Below are 21064 nucleotides of genomic sequence, written 5' to 3' on the forward strand. Positions count from 1 at the left end.
CATCAAAAAAGCTACCTGGTTGGTAGTCGTGAAACAGGGACGACATTAGATTTATATAAATAGCAGGGGCTGTGCCAGAGTTCACGCGGCCTTTTTTAACGGTGGGGCGGATTACGTTCCACCCACCGGCTCCACATCCACGCCGACCTCCACCTTGTGCTTGCCGCCGCCGGTGATGATGCCGCGCACGGGGCTGACATCGGAAAAATCACGGCCGATGGCGACGGTGATGTGGTCGAGCGAGGTGAAGCAGTCGTTGGTGGGATCAAAATCGACCCAGCCGAAGCCGGGTACAAAACACGACACCCAGGCATGCGAGGCATCGACGCCGGCCAGCCGTGGTTTGCCTGCGGGCGGATGCGTGCGCAGGTAGCCGCTCACATAGCGGGCGGGCAGGCCCATCGCCCGCAGGCTGGCGATGGCGAGGTGCGCAAAGTCCTGGCAGACGCCGCGTTTCTTTTCCAGCACCTCCGCCAGCGGCGTGCTGATCGTGGTGGCCTTCGGATCAAACACAAACTCATGATGAATGCGGGCGCAAAGATCCGCAGCGGCGGCGAGCACGGGCCGGCCTGGCTTGAAACTGGGCAGCGCGAACTCACGCAGTGGTATTTCATGCACCAGCAGCGGGCTGCGGAACACGAACTGGCACGGATCGAGCAGATCAAACGGCACTGGATCACGAAACAACGCGGCAACGTCCTCCCACGGCGGTGTTTGCGCCGGATCAGGCTGCAACACCGGCGCGAGCTTCACAAAACTGCGCGAGACGACTTCAAAACGCGCATGCAGCTTTTGAATCGAGAAGCAGGAAACCTGGTTGCCGAAGGAGTCGGTGTGCTCGGTGAGCAGATCGGGTTCGGGATCAAAGCTGAGGCTGAATTCCTGGCAATGCTGCGTGTTGGTGTCGCGCGGCCGCAGACGCGCGGCGTGGTGCGAAACGGCCACCCGCGAACTGTAGGCATACGTGGTGCGGTGCGTGATGCGGTAGTTCATCGCGTGGGCGTCGGTTCGGCGGCAGGCTCGGATTCGCTGCTGCTGATGGTGGAATGGGCGAAGTAACCGGCGGTGAGCGCATCGTTGAGGGCCGGCATGGCTTCGATGAGCTGAGTGAGCAGTTTCGCGACCTGCGTTTGCGCCCAGGTGCCCGGTTCAACGCGTGCCAGCTCGGTGGGGTCACAGAGTTGCAGATTGGTGCTGTTTTCCAGGAGCACCCGCATCGCTGGCGTAAGTATTGCGGAGTTTTGCTCGCGCGGCAGCAGCTCGAAATGCTGCTCGATGCGCTCAAACTGGAAGCGCAGGCCGCGTGGATTGAGTTCGTCGAGCATGAGCAGGTCATACACGGCGGCGAGCTGCGGCAGCAGGCTGTAGCGGTTGCGGTAGGTGATCGTGCTGTCGCCGACTTCAAGGATGGCTTCGAGCAGGCTCGGATTTTCCGCATCTGCAGAGCACAGTCCGGCACGCAGCAGCTCACAGATGTAGGTGGTGCGCTCGATGCGGTGCCCGGTGTCGAGGAACATCCAGCCCTGGGCACGCGTCATGTTCTCCTTGGCCAGTCCATGGAAGGAGGCGAGTTCGAGGATGACGCGCGTGAGCACGTTCAGCGTGTCGGACATCGGCGAGATGCTCGGCGGGTGATCGAAGGCGTCCAAAGCATCGCTGAGCTGGCTGATGACGCGCCAGGTATCAACGGAGATACGGTCACGCAGCAGGATGCCGATGCGCTGGATGTGGGTGACGCTGGAGCGGATGGAGGAAGGATGCTCAGGATCGAACACCGCCTGCAGCAGCCGGGCTTCAAGCTGTTCCTGCTGGGCGGCCAGCACGGCGGTGTCAGCCACATCATCCAGCACACGCAGACTGCGCAGGGCCTCCAGCAGAGGCAGCAGCAGCGGTGTTTCACTCATGCCGCTTTCAGGGGAACAACGGATCAGCGTGGAGCGCAGCAGGCGGGCGCTGGATTCCGCCCGTTCCGCATAACGCCCGAGCCAGTACAGATGATTCGCGACGCGACTGCCGAGATTGTGACCGATGCGGCGGAGTTCCACCGGTGTGCGTGTGGTGGTGAGCAGGGTGACGTTTTCCACCGGACCATCACTGAGCACCCAGGTGTCCTTGCTGCTGCCGCCCTTCTGCATCGAGACCAGCGGCGAATCCATGGTCGCGGCGACGCGCGTCAACGCACCCGGCATGACCATGTAGCCGTCTGCCGTCGCGACGAGATAAACACGGACGCTGATCGGCTTGTGAACGAGGTGCCCATCCTCCCATGTCGGCGCGGTGGAGAAGGTCATCTTCTCCTGCGCAGCCCAGCGATCCGGCGCAAAACGCATGCGCTCAATGAAAGCGGTGCGTTCGGCGGTCGAAAGGCCCTCGCCAAAGTGAACTTCGCGTCCGCGCGCACGGAAGGCGCTTTTGATGACCAGATGGTCGAGATTTTTCTCCATTTCGCCGCGGGGACGCTCCTGGCCGCACCACCACGTTGCCACGGAGGGCATGAGCAGGTTTTCGCCGAGCAGTTTGCGGCACAAACCGGGCAGAAAGGCCATCATCGCCGGTGCTTCGGCCAGACCGGAGCCAAGGGCGTTCGCGAGTGAGACGTTGCCCGCACGCACGGCCCGCACGAGGCCGGGAACGCCGAGCATGGAGTCATTGCGCAGCTCCAGCGGATCACAAAAATCGTCATCCACACGACGCAGGATCACATCCACCGGCTCCAGGCCGCTGAGTGTCTTCAAATAGACGCGGTCATCGCGTACGGTGAGATCTTCACCTTCAACAAGCGTGTAACCGAGATAGCGGGCGAGGTAGGCCTGCTCGAAGTACGTTTCGTTGTAAGGTCCAGGCGTCAGCAGCACGACGCGTGGTTCACCGGCAGGCCGTGGAGCCAGTGCGGCGAGGGATTGCTGCATCTGACGGAAAAATCCGGCCAGGCGGCGCACCCGTGCATCGCGAAACACATCCGGCAGCAGGCGCGAGGTGATCAAGCGGTTCTCCAGCGCGTAACCGGCACCCGTGGGTATCTGCGTGCGGTCGGAAATGACCCACCAACGGCCGTCCGGTGCTCGGGCAATGTCGGCACCATAGACCTGCAGCGGCTTCGCATTCGGCACTTTGATGCCGTGGCAGGGCCGCAGATAGCCCGGTTGTGCGAGCACCATCGCCGCCGGCATGTCGCCCCGGCGGATCAACTGCTGCGACCCGTAGCTGTCGGTAAGAATCGTATTGAGCAACGTGGCACGTTGAATCATCGCCTTTTCGATGCCCTCCCATTCGCGCGACGAAATGACAAACGGCACCGGGTCCATTGTCCATGGCGTGTCCATGCCCTTGTCATCATACACGTTGAAGGTCACCCCACGTTCCGCCAGCAGACGGCGGGCGGTGTCGGACAGACGCTTCACCCCGGCGGCATCACGACGTTGCAGGTCCGTGATGACTTGGTCGTAATGCGCCCTCACCCTGCCCGCATCGTCGCGCAGCTCGTCGTAATGCCTTGCGGCGTCAGGAGCGTCCACACGCGGAGCCACAACCCGTGGTGTTGCGGGAGAAGCGGTGGTGGAGCTTTGAGATTGGAAGATCAATGCGTGAACAGGTGTGACAACGGAGACACTGCTGCCGATAGTAGGAAACGTTCACGCCCGCGCATCCCGTTTCTTCTTTTTTACCCATGCCGTAAATCCAGCGTGAACGGGAACTCGGGATTCGGCACCGCCGGGGCGACTATCATCTTCCCAGGGGTGTGACCGTGGCGGAAGAAGCGGGCGAGGCGGCGGCTTTCGGCTTCATAGCCGTTCACGGGGAAAGTGTCGTAGCTGCGGCCGCCGGGATGCACGACATGGTAGGTGCAGCCACCGAGGGAGCGCTCATTCCAGAGATCGACGAGATCGAGCGTGAGCGGCGCATGCACGCCGATGGTGGGCTGCAAACAGCTTCCGGGCTGCCACGCACGATAGCGCACGCCGGCGATGAACTCGCCGTTCGTGCCGGTGGGATGCAGCGGCACGGTGCGGCCGTTGCAGGTGATGGCGTAACGGCCCTCCGTGAGGCCCATGGCCTTGATTTGAATGCGTTCGAGCGAGGAATCAACGAAACGCACCGCACCACCGGCGCCGCCTTCTTCACCGAGCACATGCCAGGGCTCCAATGCCTGACGAATTTCGACGTTCACATTGCGCGAGGAGAAGTCGCCGCTGAGCGGGAAGCGGAACTCGTGATGCGGGGCGAACCACTCGGGCTTGAGTTCGTAACCGGCGCGACGCGTTTCATCGCACACGTCCTCGAAATCGCTCCAGGTGAAGTGCGGCAGCATCCAGCGGTCGTGGATGTCGGTGCCCCAGCGGATGAGCGGTTTTTCATACGGTTCTTTCCAAAAACGGGCGATGAGCGTGCGCAGCATCAGTGCTTGAGCCAAACTCATGCGCGCATGCGGCGGCATTTCAAAGGCGCGCATTTCCAGCAGACCCAGGCGGCCGGTGGAACTGTCGGGCGAGAACAGTTTGTCGATGCAGAACTCGGCGCGGTGCGTGCTGCCGGTCGAGTCGATGAGCAGGTTGCGGTACAAGCGATCCACCAGCCAGGGCGAGATGTTGTTGCCAGCGTCACGTGCGGCTTTGAAGGCGACTTCGAGTTCGTAGAGCGAATCGTTGCGCGCTTCGTCGATGCGCGGGCTTTGGCTCGTGGGGCCGACAAACAGGCCACTGAACATGAACGAGAGCGACGGATGATTCTGCCAGTAGCTCACAAGGCTGCGTAGCAAATCGGGACGGCGCAGGAACGGGCTGTCCTTCGGCGCTTCCGCACCCATGACGATGTGGTTGCCGCCACCGGTGCCGGTGTGACGACCATCGACCATGAATTTCTCCGTGCCGAGGCGGGTGAGACGCGCTTCGTCGTAGAGCGTCTCGGTGATGTTCACCATCTCGTCCCAGCTTTTTGACGGCTGCACGTTCACCTCGATCACGCCGGGGTCGGGCGTGACCTTGAGCGCATGCATGCGCGGATCAAACGGCGGCGCATACCCTTCGATGACAATCGGCTGGTCGAGCGCGAGCGCGACATCCTCGATGGCTCCGAGGCAGCTCAGATATTCCTCCAGCGTCTTCGTCGGCGGCATGAAGACGAACAGCTTGCCATTGCGCGGCTCCACGCAGAGCGCGGTGCGGATGACCTTGTCGGCAGACTGGCCGAAGACGGGCGGCTGTGCCGCAGGATCGATCAAATCTTGCGGTTCATTCTCCGGCAGGTCATCCGGGCCGAGACGACCTCGTTGCTGCGCGAGTTTTTTCCAAAACGAGGGCGGCACGCCGCCAATGCCGCGCACAAAGTGCTGCCGTGAAGGCAGCGGATCGCGGTCTTCCATCGGATCTTGTTCGTGCAGATACGGATAGCTGGTCTCCTTCACCCACGGCTGCGAATCGAGCGGCAGACGCAGGCCGATGGGCGAATCGCCCGGCACGAGATAGCAGCGCTCGCCACGCAGGAACCACGGCCCGGTGCTCCAGGAGGTGCCACCATCGTCAAAGTCGCTTTTCAGCGGCAGCACATGGCCGACGATCTTGTCGAGGCCCTGCTCAAACACCTGGGCCAGCCGCTGGCGCTCCTCCTTGTCTTTGAGGTTGGATTTGAGCGGATCAACGTTCACCGGCAGCTTCCGCTCACGCCACAGGTAGTAATACACATCTTCATAGGTGGGCATCACCCACTTGCCGCCGCAGCCGAGACGCTCGGCCAATGCGTGAACGAAACGCGCGGAGCTGTTTTCATTCGCGCCGTAGTCCGCCTGCATGTCGGCAAACAGATGCGGATGCGCCCACAGGGGCTGGCCGTCTTTGCGCCAGTAGCAGCCGTAGGACCAGCGTGGCAGCGACTCACCCGGATACCATTTGCCCTGGCCGTAATGCAGGAACGCACCGGGAGCGAAGCGGTTCTTGAGCCGCTTGATCAGTTCATCGGACAGGCGTGCCTTCATCGGCCCCACCGCCGTCGTGTTCCATTCAGGACCGTCCATGTCGTCGATGGAAACAAAGGTCGGCTCACCGCCCATCGTGAGGCGCACATCGCCCGCTTCGAGTTCTTTGTCCAAGGCATGACCGAGCGCTTCAATCTCGGCCCACTGCTCCTCGGTGTAGGGCTTCGTGACGCGGGGCGTCTCGAAGATGCGCTCGATCTTCATGTCGAACTCAAACTTGGTTTCGCACGGCTCCACCATGCCGCTGATCGGTGCCGCACTCTGTGGGTCAGGCGTGGCGGCGAGAGGAATGTGGCCTTCACCGGCAAACAGGCCGGAAGTCGGATCAAGGCCGATCCAGCCCGCACCGGGCAGATACACCTCGCACCAGGCATGCAAATCCGTGAAATCGACCTCGGAACCGCTCGGGCCGTCGAGAGACTTCACGTCCGCTTTGAGCTGGATCAGGTAGCCACTGACAAAACGGGACGCGATGCCGAGGCGGCGCATGAGCTGCACCATCAGCCACGCGGAGTCACGGCAGGAGCCGCTGCGCAAGGTGAGCGTCTCCTCCGGCGTCTGCACGCCCGGCTCCATGCGAATGCTGTATATGATGTCCTTCCACAGCCGCTGATTGATGGCCACCAGCACGTCGTTCGTGCGCGGCGGCCAGGGCTTCATGGCGAGCAGCTCCTTTTCGACTTCGGTGTAGTATTCCGTGAGTTTCGGCGTCAGGTCGAGCCGCTTCAAAAACGGGGCCAGCTCCTGGTCCAGCGCCGCATCGTAATCGAACGGAAAATGCTCCGCTTCGGGTTCAAGGAAGTAGTCGAAGGGGTTGAACACCGCCATTTCGGCCACCAGATCGACCTCGACCGTGAATTCCGTCGTTTTCTGCTCGAACACGAGCCGCGCGAGGTAGTTCGACTGCGGGTCCTGCTGCCAGTTCAGGAAATGCTTCTCCGGCGTGACCTTCAGCGAGTAGCTCAGGATGCGCGTGCGCGAATACGGCGCTGGCCGCAGCCGCACCACCTGTGGACCGAGGGCGATGGGGCGTTCATAGCGGTAGCTGGTGCGGTGGTGGAGGGCGACGTGGATGGACATGAGGGCTGGGGATGCAGGAGTGGCCGCCTGACGTTGTTGAGCAGGTACGCTGCCAATCTTGTTTTAGGCATGGGAAAACTGCTCTCCTATCTTGCCTCCCCTCGATTTCGCGAGACTATGCGCCCGCATTTCCCAACCCTCCCATGTCCAAGAAACCCGCTGTCCCCTCCACGATCCGCCCCATCCAGAAATTGATGGTCGCGAACCGCTCCGAAATCGCCATCCGCGTCATGCGCGCGGCCACGGAGCTCGGTCTGAAAACGGTGGGCATCTACGCCCAGGAAGACCGCTTCTGCCCGCATCGCTTCAAGGCGGACGAGGCTTATGAATTGAACAAGGCCAAGGGGCCACTTGGCGCTTACCTCGACATCGAGGGCATCGTCACGCTGGCAAAGGAGAAGGGTGTGGATGCGATTCACCCGGGCTACGGCTTCTTGAGCGAGAATCCGGCTTTCGCGCAGGCCTGTGCGGACGCGGGGATCATCTTCATCGGCCCCGAGGCGAAGATCCTCGACATGATGGGCGACAAAACCGCCGCACGTAGCATCGCGCGCAAGCTGCGGGTGCCGATTCTCGAAGGCACCGACGAGCCGGTGAGTGATCGCAAGGAAGCCCTCGCGGCGGCGAAGAAGATCGGCTTTCCGCTGATCATCAAGGCGGCCTTCGGCGGTGGTGGTCGTGGGATGCGTGTGGTGCGCGAGGCCAAAGATCTCGAAAAGCTGCTCGATGAGGCGCAGACGGAAGCGGAGCGCGCTTTCGGCAATGGGGCGGTCTTCCTCGAAAAATTCGTCGGCAAGGCGAAGCACATCGAAGTGCAGATCCTCGCGGACAAGCACGGCAACGTGCTGCATTTGCATGAGCGCGATTGCTCCGTGCAGCGCCGTCACCAGAAGGTGATCGAGCAGGCGCCGAGCTATGGCGTGAAGCAGAGCGTCATCGACGGTCTGTGCGATGCGGCGGTGAAGCTGGCGCGGGAAGTGAACTACACGCACGCCGGCACGGTCGAGTTTCTCGTCGATCACGAAACCGGCGAGTGGTACTTCATCGAGATGAATCCGCGCATCCAGGTGGAGCACACCGTGACGGAGGAGATCACCGGCATCGACATCGTGCGCAGCCAGATCCTCATCGCTCAGGGCTATCAGATTCATGAGGAGCCGCTGGCGTTGCCTGTGCAGGAGAAGATCGAGAAAAGTGGCTACGCCATCCAGTGCCGCATCACCACGGAAGACCCGGAGAACGGTTTCACGCCCGATTTCGGCAAGATCCTCAACTACCGCAGCCCCGGCGGCTTCGGCGTTCGGCTCGACGGGGCGATGGGCGCGACCAACTCGGTCATCACGCCTTATTATGACTCCATGCTGGTGAAGATGACCGTCTTTGCCCGCACCTATCAGCAGGCGCTCGACCGCATGGACCGCGGCCTGCGCGAGTTCCGCATCCGCGGCGTGAAGACGAACATCCCGTTCCTCATGAACGTGGTGCATCACGAGGAGTTCAAGACCGGTCAGGCCACCACGCGCTTCATCGACAACAATCCCGATCTGCTCAAGTTCATCGCGCGCAAAGACCGTGCGTCGAAGCTGTTGAACTACCTCGCCGACACCATCGTGAACGGCAATCCACACGCGAAGGGCCACAAGATCGCCAAGGCCTTCACCGCACCGCCGATTCCGCAGTGGGATCACCGCGTCGCCCCCGCGAAGGGCACGAAGCAGCTCCTCACCGAGATGGGACCTGATAAGTTCTGCAAAGACTGGATCGCCAAGCAGAAGCGCCTGCTCATCACCGACACCACCATGCGTGATGCGCATCAGTCGCTGCTCGCCACACGCATGCGCACCTTTGACATGCTCGCCGTGGCCGGCTCCGTGGCACGCCGCACGCCGAATTTGTTCAGTCTCGAAATGTGGGGTGGCGCGACCTTTGACGTGACCATGCGCTTCTTGCGCGAAGATCCGTGGGAGCGTCTGCGCGCCATCCGCGAGAAAGTGCCCAATATTTTGCTGCAGATGCTCTTCCGCGGCTCGAACGCCGTCGGTTACACGAATTACCCGGACAACGTGGTGAAGGGCTTCATCAAACATGCCGCCGACAACGGCATGGACATCTTCCGCATCTTCGACAGCCTCAATTACCTCCCCAACCTCACCGCCGCGATGGATGCGGTGCGTGAAGACACGACTTCGATTTGCGAAGGCACGCTCTGCTACACCGGCGACATCCTTGATCCGAAGCGCGACAAGTACGATCTCAAGTACTACGTTCGCCTCGCCAAGGAACTCGAAAAGATGGGCGCGCACATGCTCTGCATCAAAGACATGGCCGGCCTCGTGCGTCCGTATGCCGCGAAGAAGCTCGTCAAGGCGCTCAAGGATGAAGTCGGCATCCCGATTCACTTCCACACGCATGACACCAGCGGCCTGAACGCCGCCAGCATCATCGAAGCCGCCAGTGCGGGTGTCGATGTGGCCGACGCCGCCATCGCATCCATGTCCGGCGGCACTTCGCAGCCGAACTTGAACTCCATCGTCGCCGCCATGCAAAACACGCCGCGCGACACCGGCCTCGACACCGAGGCACTGCAGGAGTTCACCGACTACTGGGCCGCCGTTCGCAGCTTCTACAAACCCTTCGACACCTCCGAGCCCTACGGCACCGCCGAAGTCTATCTCCACGAGATGCCCGGCGGCCAGTACACCAATCTCAAAGAACAGGCCACCGGCATGGGTATGGCCCATCGCTGGCCTGAGATCGCTCATGCGTATGCGGAGGTGAACCAGCTCTGCGGCGACATCGTCAAAGTCACGCCATCGAGCAAAGTCGTCGGCGATCTCGCCATCGAATGCGTCGCCCGCGGCGTGAAGCCCGCCGACATCATCAACCTGCAAGGCACCAAGTGGAGCAAGGACGTCACCAGCATGTTTGAAGGCTGGCTCGGCGAACCCTTCTACGGCATGGAGGCCGACAAGGCCGCCGACAGCCGCAAGAAGTGGAACAAGCTCGCGGATGCCATCGTTGGCAAAGGCGGCAAGCGCATCAAAGGCCGCCCCGGCACCCACGCCGCCAAGATCAAGCTCGACGACGTGCGGACCGAGCTGGAAACCAAGATGAAGAAGAAGCCCACTGAAGACGACGTGTGGAGCTACCTCATGTATCCCGATGTGTTCCTGAAGTTCGCCGACTTCCGCAAAACCTACGGCGACGTCGCCGCCCTGCCCACGCCCGCGTATTACTACGGCTTGCAGCAGAAAGAGGAGATCAACATCGAGCTGGAGGCCGGCAAGACCCTCTTCGTCCGCCTGCTTAACCTCACCGAGTCCGACCACAACGGCCAGCAGACCGCCATCTTCGAACTCAACGGCTACCCCCGCCACACCACCGTCACCAACAAAGCCCTCGCCGTAAACACCGTCACCAAAGCCAAAGCCGACCCCGCCGATTCCACCCAGGTCGGCGCCCCCATGCCCGGCATGGTCGCCAGCATCGCCGTCAGCGTCGGTCAGAAGGTCAAGGAAGGCGACACCATCGCCACCCTCGAAGCCATGAAGATGTTCGCCGCCGTCGCCTCACCCGGTGCCGGCACCGTCAGCGAAATCTGCGTCAAGATCGGCGAGAGCGTCGAGAGCAAGGATTTGCTGGTGAGGCTGGTGAAGTGAGGGCTTTGTTCTCTCTATGAAATTCGAACCAACGATGTACACCGAAAGGTGCCCGGTCTGCCAGCTTCCATCAGTGAATGCATTCAAGGGCGCTCACTTTGAGGTTGATTGCGTATCCTGTGGCCCCTTCACTATAACAAAAGAAGCTCAGATAGTCCTTGGTCAGGGCAAGCTTTCTCCTGAGCAAAAAGCGAACGCCTCTTGGTTTCTCAGGCTGAATCCTGAACACTCTCTGGATACGCAGAACTTGGCCATGCTCAACCGGGCACGCGGCCTTGATGTAAATGAAAAGGGCACGGCGCTTCTTTTGGCTTTGTCGAAAAGATACCCTCGAGCCGGTGATCTTATCCTGTATAACTCATTGGTCGTTCTGCCAAAGTTGTTTAAATTTCGGGACGCTCAAGAAGGCGGCTATCCACAAAACCTGCTGACGAAAGACTCATTGTCTCCATTTGAGTTCTTGGCGATTTGCGCATGTCGAGACGCTCTTGAATTGAATTGGGTTCTTCAAAACTGGTTGCTGAAATGCGGCTACCTTGAACCCGGTCCTGCGGATGCCTTTCTTCAGATAAGTTTAGAAGGGTGGCGGTTGATAGCAGAGATGCAAAAAGTCGGGGTGGAGAGTCGTTCGGCCTTCATTGCAATGCCGTTTGCGCCACGTTTTACGCCACTATTTGAACTGGCATTGTATCCTGGAATCGAACGAGCTGGTTACACCCCTGTGAGGATTGACAGGGCGGAACACAATAACCGGATTGATGATGAGATAATCGCAGCCATTCGAAGGAGTAGGTTTGTTGTCGCAGACCTCTCGTTGCATCGAGGGGGCATTTACTTTGAGGCAGGCTATGCCCTTGGCTTGGGCTTGCCAGTTGTTTGGACTGTTGAGCAGAGTGCTCTGGACAATAACGAGGTTCATTTCGACAACCGTCAATACAACTTCTTGGTCTGGAAGGAAGGTGGGTATGATGATCTGGCCAAGCGCCTTTCCAATCGAATTGAGGCAACGATCGGCAGACCGCGGTGACTATGTTTCAAGCCCAACGGGCTTTCGTCATGCAGCCCAGGAGTGCCGATCGCGCGAAGCGGGAGAGTGCTCTCCTGGGAACCGCACCACCCACGATCCGCGCCGGATCACGAACCTCAACGAGGTTCCGTCACCCGAACGTCCCTGCGGCACCGCGTCGCCCGTGACGGGACCGCGTTGCGGTCCGGGAACGTGATGGGGGGACGGTGGGGTGCGCGAATCCCAAGGGAGCGCTCGCCAAGGCTCGGCACCCTTGGGCTGCATGGCGGAACCGCGTTTCGGTTCAATGCGACGGGGAATCGTGGTCCAAGGCGTCATTCAATCGGCTCATTTTGACCATTCTTGACCAACTTGACCGTTGACGCCGTTCTGCGCTTTCCCCTACGCTCCGCGCCATGCCTCAATCGCTCGCCAACGTCCTGATCCATGCGGTGTGGTCCACGAAGGAACGATTTTCATTCCTCACGGACAAACCGCTGCGCGAGGAACTCCATCGCTACCTCGGCGGCATCTCGGCGCGGCTGGATTGTCCGACGCTGATCGTCGGCGGCGTGGAGGATCACGTTCACATCCTGATGCGACTGGCCCGCACAATCACGCTGGCGGATTGGGTGAAGGAGATGAAACGCGCCTCCACCGTCTGGCTCATTGAGCAGTCGCAGCGCGATCCGATGCTCGCCAAATTCCACTGGCAGTCCGGTTACGGCGTCTTTTCCGTCAGCGAATCAAAGACGGCCGAGGTGCGTGCTTACATCGCGAAGCAGGAGGAGCATCATGCCAAGATCACCTTCCAAGACGAATACCGCCGCTTCCTCAAGGCGCATGGCATCGAGTGGGATGAGAAGCATGTGTGGGATTGAGAATCAGGGACGGTGAGAGGTGACGGAACCTCGTTGAGGTTCGAATATCGTATGTGTGCGTTGGCCGTGGACCCAAGGGAGCGCTCGCTATCGCTCGGCACCCTTGGGCTGTAAGACGGAAGCCCGTTGGGCTTCGTGGCCGTGCGAGGATGGTTTGATCAAATGACTGCAACCACCTTCGCCAGCGTACCGGGCCGCAGAGCAATCGCATCGCCCTCACGACGCCCAATGAGCCTCTGTCCCAAGGACGACGCGGGCGTGATGACAACGACTTCATTCCCCTCATGCACCATTTCCGTGCCACCGGCAAGCGGGCCGAGGAAGTAATGACTGCGGCCCTCGGGAGCCGCCAAACTCACCAGCGCACCCAGCGTGATCGCCGCGCCTGACTCCAACGCTTTCCCTGACAAGGCTCCAAACGCCCGCACCGCCTCCTGCAACTCCGCCACACGCTGCGCCTGCCCGCGCGCGACATACGAGGCCTCCAGCGTGCGCGTGTCATACTTGTTCTCCGCCTTGCTGTCCGGGTCCGTGGCCGCCGCAAACGCACCCTGTGCCGCCCGTGTCAGCGACGCGAGTTCGGCATTCAGCACGGTGAGGAGGTGATCAAGGACGGCTGGTTTGTTCATGGGGAGGTGGGGTCCTGCCCGGTGCTCCGCTGCGGGATCGAGATCAAGGGAAAAAGGGGAGCGCGGGCATTCGCTTCGCGGCGGTGCAGCCTGTCCACTTCATCGACCCTGCCGCCGCAACAAAGGCTCCAGGCAGCACAAGATCAGGAGAGCAGGCGGACAGACGCTTGTTGTAGAATTTCCCATCTATTCCGCACACAACGCCTGCGAGGAGATGGCCCCTTCGAAACATTGAGGCGCTTCCAACCCAGTGAATTAGCAGCAACAGCCCATGAGCATCCTTGATGAGATGGTGAAGTACGCCCATGACACCGGAGGAACGCTTTCGGAAAAGAAGGAGATTCACACGCTGGAAATCCTTGTAGCCGAACGAAAGGCCTTCCTCTCGAAGAAAAAACTGACTTACATCGCCAAGTTCCGCGTGGACGATTCGAGCAAGGAATTGCGGTTCACAGAAATGCTCAAGGAAAGCGGCTTCGGCCTTTCCAGCGGCGATTCGGGCATGTCGCCCGGGTTCGGATTCAAAACGGAATCCTACAGCACGGGATTCGGGGAACCGAGGGAAGGCTCGATCAAGGAGCAGTCCAGTCTGTTCGGCAAGCAGTACAGCTACACGTTTGATTTTGGCAGGACACGAGGAGCGTTTGAAGCCATTGCCGGTGCCAACGGCTATGCATTCAAATACCAGGTCACGTCCATGGGATTGTAGCGGTGCCGTCGTGCTAAACCTGCACGGCAAGGAGCCATGCCGTATCTTTCAAAGCCGGGTATTGAACCCCGATGCCGGTTCCGGTAAACTCCCAGCATGAAAACGCACTGGCAGCCTGCTTCGCGAGCGTTCACCCTGATCGAACTCCTCGTTGTGATCACCATCATCGCGATCCTGGTCAGCCTGGCGGGAGCGCAGATCATCAAAGTTCTCGACGACGCCAACCGTGTGAAGGTGCTGGCCGTGGTGACGGAGTTGAAGAGCGGGATCGACGCCTACCAGCTCGACTACACCCGCTTCCCTATCGACTCGAACACGGGAGCCGGAAATGGCGAGGATGCAGCCGAACTGCTTACCGACGGCAGCAATTCCCTCGTGGACGCCCTCATGGGCATTCCTCCCGCCGCAAATGCGAGCGGAGGCCGCGACCTCAATCCCAAGCGCACGCCGTTCTCTCAATTTTCCACGGCCAAAAACGATCGTCACGGCCTCGTCGGCGCCACACGGCCCTCGAAGCTTCACGACATGTGGGGCCAGCCTTACCGCATCCTGCTCGACACGAATGGCGACAACCAGGTGAAGAACCCCGATGCCACCAACGCCGACCCGAAGATCTCGCAGAATCAGGCCGCGTTCCTCGTGGTGAAGTCCGCCGTTTACAGCAGCGGTAAAGACAAAATACCGCAAACGTCAGATGACATCACCTCGTGGCGGGCGAAATGATCCGGAGCGCCTTGATGTTTGCTACTTGCCTGCGGATTTGAACACCTCGGGGTGATCCAGCAGCACCTTCTTCAACCGCTCCACCTGGGCAAAAGGGCATTCGCCGATCCAGGCTGATTTTTCGATGACTTCCCGTCCGCCGATGGTGCCGGCGATGATGAGTCCTGTCAGCATCGACCCCATCATGTCTGGATGCGTGCCGTCCTCTTCGTACAACGACATGGCGGGATAAACGTCCTGCACCAGCCGCCAAAAATCCCCCACCGGGCTGACGACAAGGTTCGCCCCCGGATTTTTAGCCAGCGCCACCTGCACCGCGTTCACATTTGCACGACGGATGCGTGCGTGGGCATCATCTGCGTTGGTGCCGGTGGAAAGCGCGTCGGCAGCTTTCTTTTTCCACAGACGCTCATGCCGCGCCCACACCTGGAAATCGACGATGAGCATCCGCGGATTCACTTCACGGGCGAGCGCCACCAGCTTTGACAGGCCGCCGTTCATGTACTGCTGCGCTTCCCCATTCACCGCCGCCAGGGATGACAGCACACTCTGCTCCTGCACGACGACAACATCCCAGGGCTTGCCGTCGTCCGCGCCCTGCTTCAGCAGAGCGAGCGCCTTGGAGTCCGTCGCATGCTGTTCGAGCTTGAAGCCACCCTGCAAATAGCTGCCAATGTGCGGTGCCAGCACCTTGGACGAAAGCAGCAGCTCGCCCACGATGGCCGGCAGGCCGTTGTGCGCGGTGTAGCTGTTGCCCAGAAACAGGATGCGCACATGCGGCGCGTCTTCGGCCTTGGCAGAGACATGGCAGCCGCAGGCGGCGAGTCCGGCCAGCAGCAGTTTGCGTCGGTACCAGAGGATCGGCGAAACGGAGTTCATCGGTTTCAAATGTTCACAGTTCCTTTCAACTCACGGTTTGCACAGCTTGTCCGCCAGCGCTTCTGCCTTCTCGTTGCCTTCCTTGGCGGACAGATGACCGACGACGCGTGACTTCTCCTTGTCGAGCTTGATGATGATCAGCGTCTCCAGGCGGGTCTGCTTCTCGTCGTCTTTGCTCGACATCATGCGATAGATGATCGCGTAAGGCATGAATGCACCGCCCTGGCGGAAGCCACGCCACTGCACGACGTTATTGGCCTTCGCCGGAAACTGACCAGGGCAGGCGGTGAGCGTGTCATTCATGAGATCGGTCTTGCTGCCCTTGAACTTCAAATTGATCCAGCTCCGCAGATCACCGCCCTCGTGAATGACCTGATAGCCACCGAGACCGGGACAGAGGTGCTCGAAGCTGTCGATCTCGGGATTTTTCTCCAAGGCGGTGTCGTGGATGATCTTCACCTTTTTCGGGTCGGTGGTGGTGAACTCGGATTCAGGCTTCAGATCGGCGGCGGCGATGATGACCGGGCCAAGGGCGAGCAGGATGAGGAGAGTGAGATGTTTCATAAGATTTGCGGGATTATTTCAGCGAAGCATCCGCCGCGCCATCGGCTTTGCGATACAAACTCGTCGGAATGAGCATCTGCGGCGGCAGTTCCTCGCCTTTCGAGTGACGCAGGAACGCGCGCACGACCTCCACGCCCATCTTGTCGGGGAATTGGATCGGATCGGCGTAAATCTTGCCATCCTTGATCGCCTGCTTGCCCTCCGGCTGGCCGTCGAAGCCGATGATCACCACCTTGTCGGCCCTGCCCGCCTTCTCCAGCGCACCACGCGCACCGAGCGCGGAAGGATCATTGATGGCGAAGATGCCCACCATGTCAGGATGCGCCTGCAGCATGTCCTCGGCGGCCTTGTAGCCCTTGTCCTTCGCGCCGCCGCCGTCGAGTTCGCTCACGATCTCGATCTTCTGCGCCGCTGTGGCGTTGTGCGCATCGAGCACTTCTTTGAAGCCCTTCACGCGCAGGATGCACGACTCGACCTGCTTCAAATCCAGCACACCGATCTTCCCGCCCTGTCCTTTGAGCGCCTCGATCATCGCCTTGCCTGCTTCCTTGCCGCCGCCGAAGTTGTCCGTGGCCACCTGCGTCACGATCTTCACGCCGGGTTCGTTGCACGGCACGTCCACCGTGAACACCGGAATGCCAGCCGCGTTCGCTTCCTGGATCACCGGTACGATGGCTTTGGAATCCGCCGGACTCAGCACGATGGCCACGGCCTTCTTCACGATGAAATCCTTCACCTGGTTGCTCTGCCGTGCCACATCGCTGTCCGCGCTCACCACCAGCGTGTCATAGCCATGCTTCGCTGCTTCGGAGGTGATGTTGTCGCCGATGACTTTGAAAAACGGATTCTGCAACGTCAGCAGTGACACACCGATGGTGCCTTTCGTGGCGGTGGCCGGTGTGTCCGACGTTTTGCCGCAGGCGGCGATCAGGGCTGCGCAGATGACAAGGAAGAGGCGGAATTTCATCAGTCACATGCTAGCACGGCCCCGCCCCTTCGGCGCAAGCCTCGAATGCAAAACCATAACTCTTAACTTCCTCCTCCTCACTCCTTCGCATAGCGCTCCCAGCGTGTGTTCAAGGCGGCTGCATCCGTTTTGCCATCCGCAATCACCACGCGGTAGCGCAGCGTGATCGTCTCACCCGCCTTGATCTCCCACGCCGTCTCCTGAATCGGTACGTAGTTGAGGAATATTTTCCCGTTGTCCCACGTCCGCAGTTTCTGCGGCGCGTCGTGGTTCTTTGGATGACAAAAAACAGTCACCGTCGCCTCGCCCTTTGCCGTCGGCCCGTGCATCGCGATCCACTTCGCCCGCGTCGCGTGGCTGTCCTTCCGCGTTTTGCCCTCGGAGGTCTGGTAATCGCTGTTCGTCGCATCCCAATCGAGCGGCGCGCGATAGGCGATGCCACCGCCATACCGATACGCCGCCAGCACCAGCGCATGCTCGCTCACGTTTTTCTGCTCGATGTCGTAGTCGATCTCATACGCGCCTTCGACGAGCCGCGTCATCACGCTGAGTTTTTCCCGCAGGACCACCAGCGGCTCGCCGCCCTTGCCATCGCGATACCGCAACTGCTCCTGCTCGACGACAAATCCCGCCACACCGTCCTGCTGCTTCGTCTCCAGCGTCTTCACGAACTGCACGCGGCCGGTCTTTGCCTTCAGATTCCAAAAGTCCACCGGCTTCCCCTCGTGCTCGCCATGCACCCACGCATGCCACAGGCCGAGGTGATGGTAATGATCCGCCGGGTGAATTCCCGTCACCACACCGCCCGCAGGTGCATGGAGTGGATGAATGAACCCGCTGCGCGTGAAAATGGGATCAGCCTCCGGTGGCGGCGGCACCAGCGCCTTGTGATACGTCATCACCGGCTTGTCCCCGTTCATGACTTGAATCTCCTTCTCCGTCTCGCTGACGGACAAGGTCTGTGCGGCGGCCGAGGCGGCGAGGAGGAGAGATAAAACGACGGATTTCATGATCCATCCAAACGCTGCTGCATTGAGCGAATTGCATCCCGCATTTCCTCAATCCCTTCCGTGCCTGCAACGAAGTGGCCGATCACTGAACGAAACTGCGCTGCGAGGTCTGGGTCGTTCGGAGCCACCTGAGCCAGGATGGGTTCAATCATCTGCCGCACCACTGCCACGAAGGTGTTGCCGTTGAAAAAGCAAAACGGTGCCAGGCAGTGACACTCATATGCGACCAGCAAGGCACGCTCCAAACCGGATTCCTGCCCACGACACGATTCCCACAAGCTGCGTGCGGGCTCATAGCCATCGGAAGTGGGTTTGTGCAGCACGTTCTGATGCTGGCAAAGCGCGGCATTGAGCCGCACCACCATCTCCCATGGAAATTTATCGAGCCAGTTTTGCTTCCACACGGCGCTTCGAGTATTTGGCTGCCAGTTCCGCCGCATCCTGCTTCAATCCCTCGACCCCGCGGCTTTTCAGAAGCCCTTTGCCTGTCGTTTTGAGCCTCGGCTCCGCGACAAAGCGGTCTTGGATTGCCAGCGCATCCGCCAGCAAATCCTGGAAAATATCGACCTCGCCATGCAGCGATGGGGCGTTCGACTTCATGCCTATGGATAATCGAAAACTCTGCCTATTACCAGATCATTTCTGTTCATACTTCAGGAACCCCTCTCGCCTCTCCCCGAACGCCGCCAAATCCACGCCCCACCATGCCTCGATCGCCTTCCATGTCTCTCCAGCCTTGATCGCCTTCACCAGTGCCTCGCAGTTCAGCAGTGTGTTCACCTTCGACAAAGCAAAAGACTTCGGATAAAGCCGCTGCAACGTGCAGATGATCGCAACGCCCGCTTCCACCGGCTTCAAGGCCGCACGATCCGTGATTACGATTCGTACGCCGCCGCACGCTTCATTCTTGAACACGCTCGTCGTTGGCGTGAAGCGCACCGGCGTGAACTGCACGCCGGACAGGCCGAGCTTGTTCAGCTCGTGTGCCAGCCGCAAATCGTTCACATAAGGTGCGCCGAGCACTTCAAACGGCGTGTCGGTGCCGCGGCCCACACTCACGCTGAATTCCAGCAAACCGATGCCCGGATAAAGCTGCGCAGCATTGAGCGAGCGCATGTTCGGCGACGGATTGATCCACGGCAGGCCAGTGTGATCGAACAGCATGCCGCGCCGCCAGCCCTCGACGGGAATCACCTTCAAATCGCAACCGATGAAGCGCTCCGCGTTCATCATCAGCGCCAGTTCCCCTGCCGTCATACCGTGACGCAGCGGAATCGCATGCGTGGCGGTCGGCTTTTCCTCATCCACCACTGCCGGGCCTTCCACGGCGAGTCCGCCGATGGGATTCACACGGTCCAGCACATAAAAAGCCTTCTTCGCCTTCGCCGCCGCCTCCATGCACACGCGCATCGTGCCGATGTAAGTGTAAAAGCGGCAGCCGATGTCCTGGATGTCGAACACGAGCGCGTCGAGGTCCGCCAGTTGCTCCGGCGAAGGCGCTCGCCGTTCGCCATAAAGGCTGAGCACGGGAAGACCGGTCTTCTTGTCCTTCGTGTCGCCGATTTTCTCCTGATCCAGCACGCCACGAATGCCGTGCTCCGGGCTGAAGAGTTTTTTCAACCTCACGTCCGGCGCGGTTGCCAGCAAATCGATCGTGCTGCGTCGTTGCGCGTCGATGCCGGTTTGATTTGTGATCAAACCGATCCGCAATCCCTTCAAATCGCCGAACTTGCGCCGCACCAGCACGTCGATGCCGTTGAGCACAGTCGGCACTTCCGTTTCACCACGCGGCCATGGCGGACCGCTCGCCGTCGCGAAAGTCATGCCTTGCGCCGCCGCCGTGCCGATTTCCTCATACAAATCCCGCACGCTGCCATTCCCATCGGGATGCAGCCGTGAGCTCATGAAGATGACGAACGTCTTTGTCTGTGGCTCGATCCACAAGCTCGTGCCGGTGAACCCCGTGTGGCCGAAGGAGCCGATGGGAAAAGTTTTCCCGCGCGGCCTGCTGAAGGTCGAGTCGATGTCCCAGCCCAGTCCGCGCCGCTCAAACACCGTCGAGATAGTGTGCGGTGTCGTCATGAGCTTCACCGTCTCTGGTTTCAGCACGCCAGCGCCGCCATCAAGGATCATCCGCGCATACTTCGTCAGATCGCCCGCCGTGGTGAACAAGCCCGCATGCCCCGTCACACCGCCCATCTTGCGCGAGGTCGGATCATGCACCACGCCACGCAGCATCACGCCATCTTGATCCTTCTCCGTCGGCGCGATGCGCGGATGCCAGTCCTCTGGAGGCAAAAATCGCGTCGAATCCATTTTCAGTGGTGCGAACACGTTCTTCGCCGCGAACTCGTTCAAAGCGATGCCGCTCACGCGCCGCACGATTTCGCCCAGCAGAATGAAATTGATGTCCGAGTAGCGAAAAAATCGATCCGGCGGCCCTTCCGATGCCAATTCGACCGCCAGCTTGATTCCCGTGTCATAACCACTCCACACCGGCTCCTTCGGAATTCCAGGTCTCAATCCCGAAGTGTGCGTCAAAAGATGCCGCACGGTGATCCCAGCACGAAACTCCGGAATGTAGCGCCGCACCTCCGCCTCCAGTTCGATCTTGCCCTTCTCCATCAAGAGCAAAACGCTCGGCAACGTTGCCATCACCTTCGTCAGCGACGCCGCGTCGAACACCGTGTCCTCCGTCATCGCCTCCTTTGCTGGCGAGACCGCCCGCTGCCCCTCGACCAGCGTCATCTTCTTCTCCCCGCTCTCCACATGCAGCACCGCTCCGGGCGGGTTACCTTTTGCCACCGCTTGACGCACCACATTCCGCAGCGAGTCAAACTCGTCAGCGTGAACAACGCCACAGAACAGCAATGGCAAAATGATACGGGGTAAAATCATGGGAGTCTGAATCAGACCAAAAGATCGGAGCTGAAGCATCCATTATTTTACTCCGCATCATTTTATCCAAATCAAAGCCCACCCATTGGCT

Annotated in this window: 16 protein-coding genes; 5 read left to right on the top strand and 11 right to left on the bottom strand. The window is 60.3% G+C overall.

All coding sequences use genetic code 11. The annotated features are described in order from the left end of the window. Window positions 1–111 precede the first annotated feature (111 nt). From U1A53_RS01425 to U1A53_RS01435, 3 genes are all read right to left on the bottom strand, one after another. Window positions 112–993 carry a transglutaminase family protein gene (locus tag U1A53_RS01425; RefSeq protein WP_322278568.1) on the bottom strand — a complete coding sequence of 294 codons (882 nt, stop codon included), beginning with the start codon at window positions 991–993 and terminating at the stop codon, window positions 112–114. Next, window positions 990–3581, bottom strand: a complete 2592-nt coding sequence (locus U1A53_RS01430; RefSeq protein ID WP_322278569.1) for a circularly permuted type 2 ATP-grasp protein — start codon at window positions 3579–3581, stop codon at window positions 990–992. Before U1A53_RS01430 ends, U1A53_RS01425 begins: the two co-directional genes overlap by 4 nt. Before the next feature lie 80 nt (window positions 3582–3661). Next, window positions 3662–7048, bottom strand: a complete 3387-nt coding sequence (locus tag U1A53_RS01435; RefSeq protein ID WP_322278570.1) for a transglutaminase family protein — start codon at window positions 7046–7048, stop codon at window positions 3662–3664. A 143-nt stretch (window positions 7049–7191) separates the two neighbouring features. On the opposite strand from U1A53_RS01435, the gene U1A53_RS01440 reads away from it, so the two are divergent. The 3 genes from U1A53_RS01440 to tnpA all read left to right on the top strand — a co-directional run bounded on the left by U1A53_RS01440 (window position 7192) and on the right by tnpA (window position 12594). Further along, window positions 7192–10707: a pyruvate carboxylase gene (locus U1A53_RS01440; RefSeq protein ID WP_322278571.1), complete on the top strand. Its 3516-nt coding sequence runs from the start codon at window positions 7192–7194 to the stop codon at window positions 10705–10707. Window positions 10708–10723: 16 nt separating this feature from the next. Beyond that, window positions 10724–11734, top strand: a complete 1011-nt coding sequence (locus U1A53_RS01445; RefSeq protein ID WP_322278572.1) for a hypothetical protein — start codon at window positions 10724–10726, stop codon at window positions 11732–11734. Between the two features lie 395 nt (window positions 11735–12129). Continuing rightward, the gene (tnpA, locus tag U1A53_RS01450) at window positions 12130–12594 is read left to right on the top strand and encodes an IS200/IS605 family transposase (RefSeq protein WP_322278573.1); all 465 of its coding nucleotides are present in this window, start codon (window positions 12130–12132) and stop codon (window positions 12592–12594) included. A 158-nt stretch (window positions 12595–12752) separates the two neighbouring features. On the opposite strand, the gene U1A53_RS01455 is transcribed toward tnpA, so the two are convergent. Next, window positions 12753–13223 carry a hypothetical protein gene (locus tag U1A53_RS01455; protein WP_322278574.1) on the bottom strand — a complete coding sequence of 157 codons (471 nt, stop codon included), beginning with the start codon at window positions 13221–13223 and terminating at the stop codon, window positions 12753–12755. Between the two features lie 271 nt (window positions 13224–13494). On the opposite strand from U1A53_RS01455, the gene U1A53_RS01460 reads away from it, so the two are divergent. Both U1A53_RS01460 and U1A53_RS01465 read left to right on the top strand, forming a co-directional pair. Continuing rightward, window positions 13495–13932, top strand: a complete 438-nt coding sequence (locus U1A53_RS01460; RefSeq protein WP_322278575.1) for a hypothetical protein — start codon at window positions 13495–13497, stop codon at window positions 13930–13932. Between the two features lie 96 nt (window positions 13933–14028). Then, window positions 14029–14655 (top strand): prepilin-type N-terminal cleavage/methylation domain-containing protein, encoded by a 627-nt coding sequence (locus tag U1A53_RS01465; RefSeq protein WP_322278576.1) that lies wholly within the window; start codon window positions 14029–14031, stop codon window positions 14653–14655. Between the two features lie 21 nt (window positions 14656–14676). Here U1A53_RS01465 and U1A53_RS01470 read toward each other — a convergent pair whose 3' ends face one another. The 7 genes from U1A53_RS01470 to U1A53_RS01500 all read right to left on the bottom strand — a co-directional run bounded on the left by U1A53_RS01470 (window position 14677) and on the right by U1A53_RS01500 (window position 20973). Then, window positions 14677–15534 carry a hypothetical protein gene (locus tag U1A53_RS01470; RefSeq protein ID WP_322278577.1) on the bottom strand — a complete coding sequence of 286 codons (858 nt, stop codon included), beginning with the start codon at window positions 15532–15534 and terminating at the stop codon, window positions 14677–14679. 30 nt (window positions 15535–15564) lie between these two features. After that, window positions 15565–16098 (bottom strand): hypothetical protein, encoded by a 534-nt coding sequence (locus tag U1A53_RS01475; RefSeq protein WP_322278578.1) that lies wholly within the window; start codon window positions 16096–16098, stop codon window positions 15565–15567. A gap of 13 nt (window positions 16099–16111) precedes the next feature. Then, window positions 16112–17065, bottom strand: coding sequence for a substrate-binding domain-containing protein (locus U1A53_RS01480; RefSeq protein WP_322278579.1), 954 nt, complete (start codon window positions 17063–17065; stop codon window positions 16112–16114). Window positions 17066–17142: 77 nt separating this feature from the next. Continuing rightward, window positions 17143–18075 (bottom strand): PmoA family protein, encoded by a 933-nt coding sequence (locus U1A53_RS01485; RefSeq protein ID WP_322278580.1) that lies wholly within the window; start codon window positions 18073–18075, stop codon window positions 17143–17145. After that, entirely contained in the window at window positions 18072–18479 is a 408-nt protein-coding gene (locus tag U1A53_RS01490; RefSeq protein WP_322278581.1) for a hypothetical protein, read from the bottom strand. Before U1A53_RS01490 ends, U1A53_RS01485 begins: the two co-directional genes overlap by 4 nt. Further along, the gene (locus tag U1A53_RS01495; protein ID WP_322278582.1) at window positions 18454–18675 is read right to left on the bottom strand and encodes a hypothetical protein; all 222 of its coding nucleotides are present in this window, start codon (window positions 18673–18675) and stop codon (window positions 18454–18456) included. The genes U1A53_RS01490 and U1A53_RS01495 overlap by 26 nt, the downstream gene beginning before the upstream one ends. Before the next feature lie 36 nt (window positions 18676–18711). Continuing rightward, on the bottom strand, window positions 18712–20973 hold the full coding sequence (locus U1A53_RS01500) for an exo-beta-N-acetylmuramidase NamZ domain-containing protein (protein WP_322278583.1): 2262 nt from the start codon (window positions 20971–20973) through the stop codon (window positions 18712–18714). Window positions 20974–21064: the final 91 nt, after the last annotated feature.

The organism is Prosthecobacter sp., assembly GCF_034366625.1.
GTDB lineage: Bacteria > Verrucomicrobiota > Verrucomicrobiia > Verrucomicrobiales > Verrucomicrobiaceae > Prosthecobacter.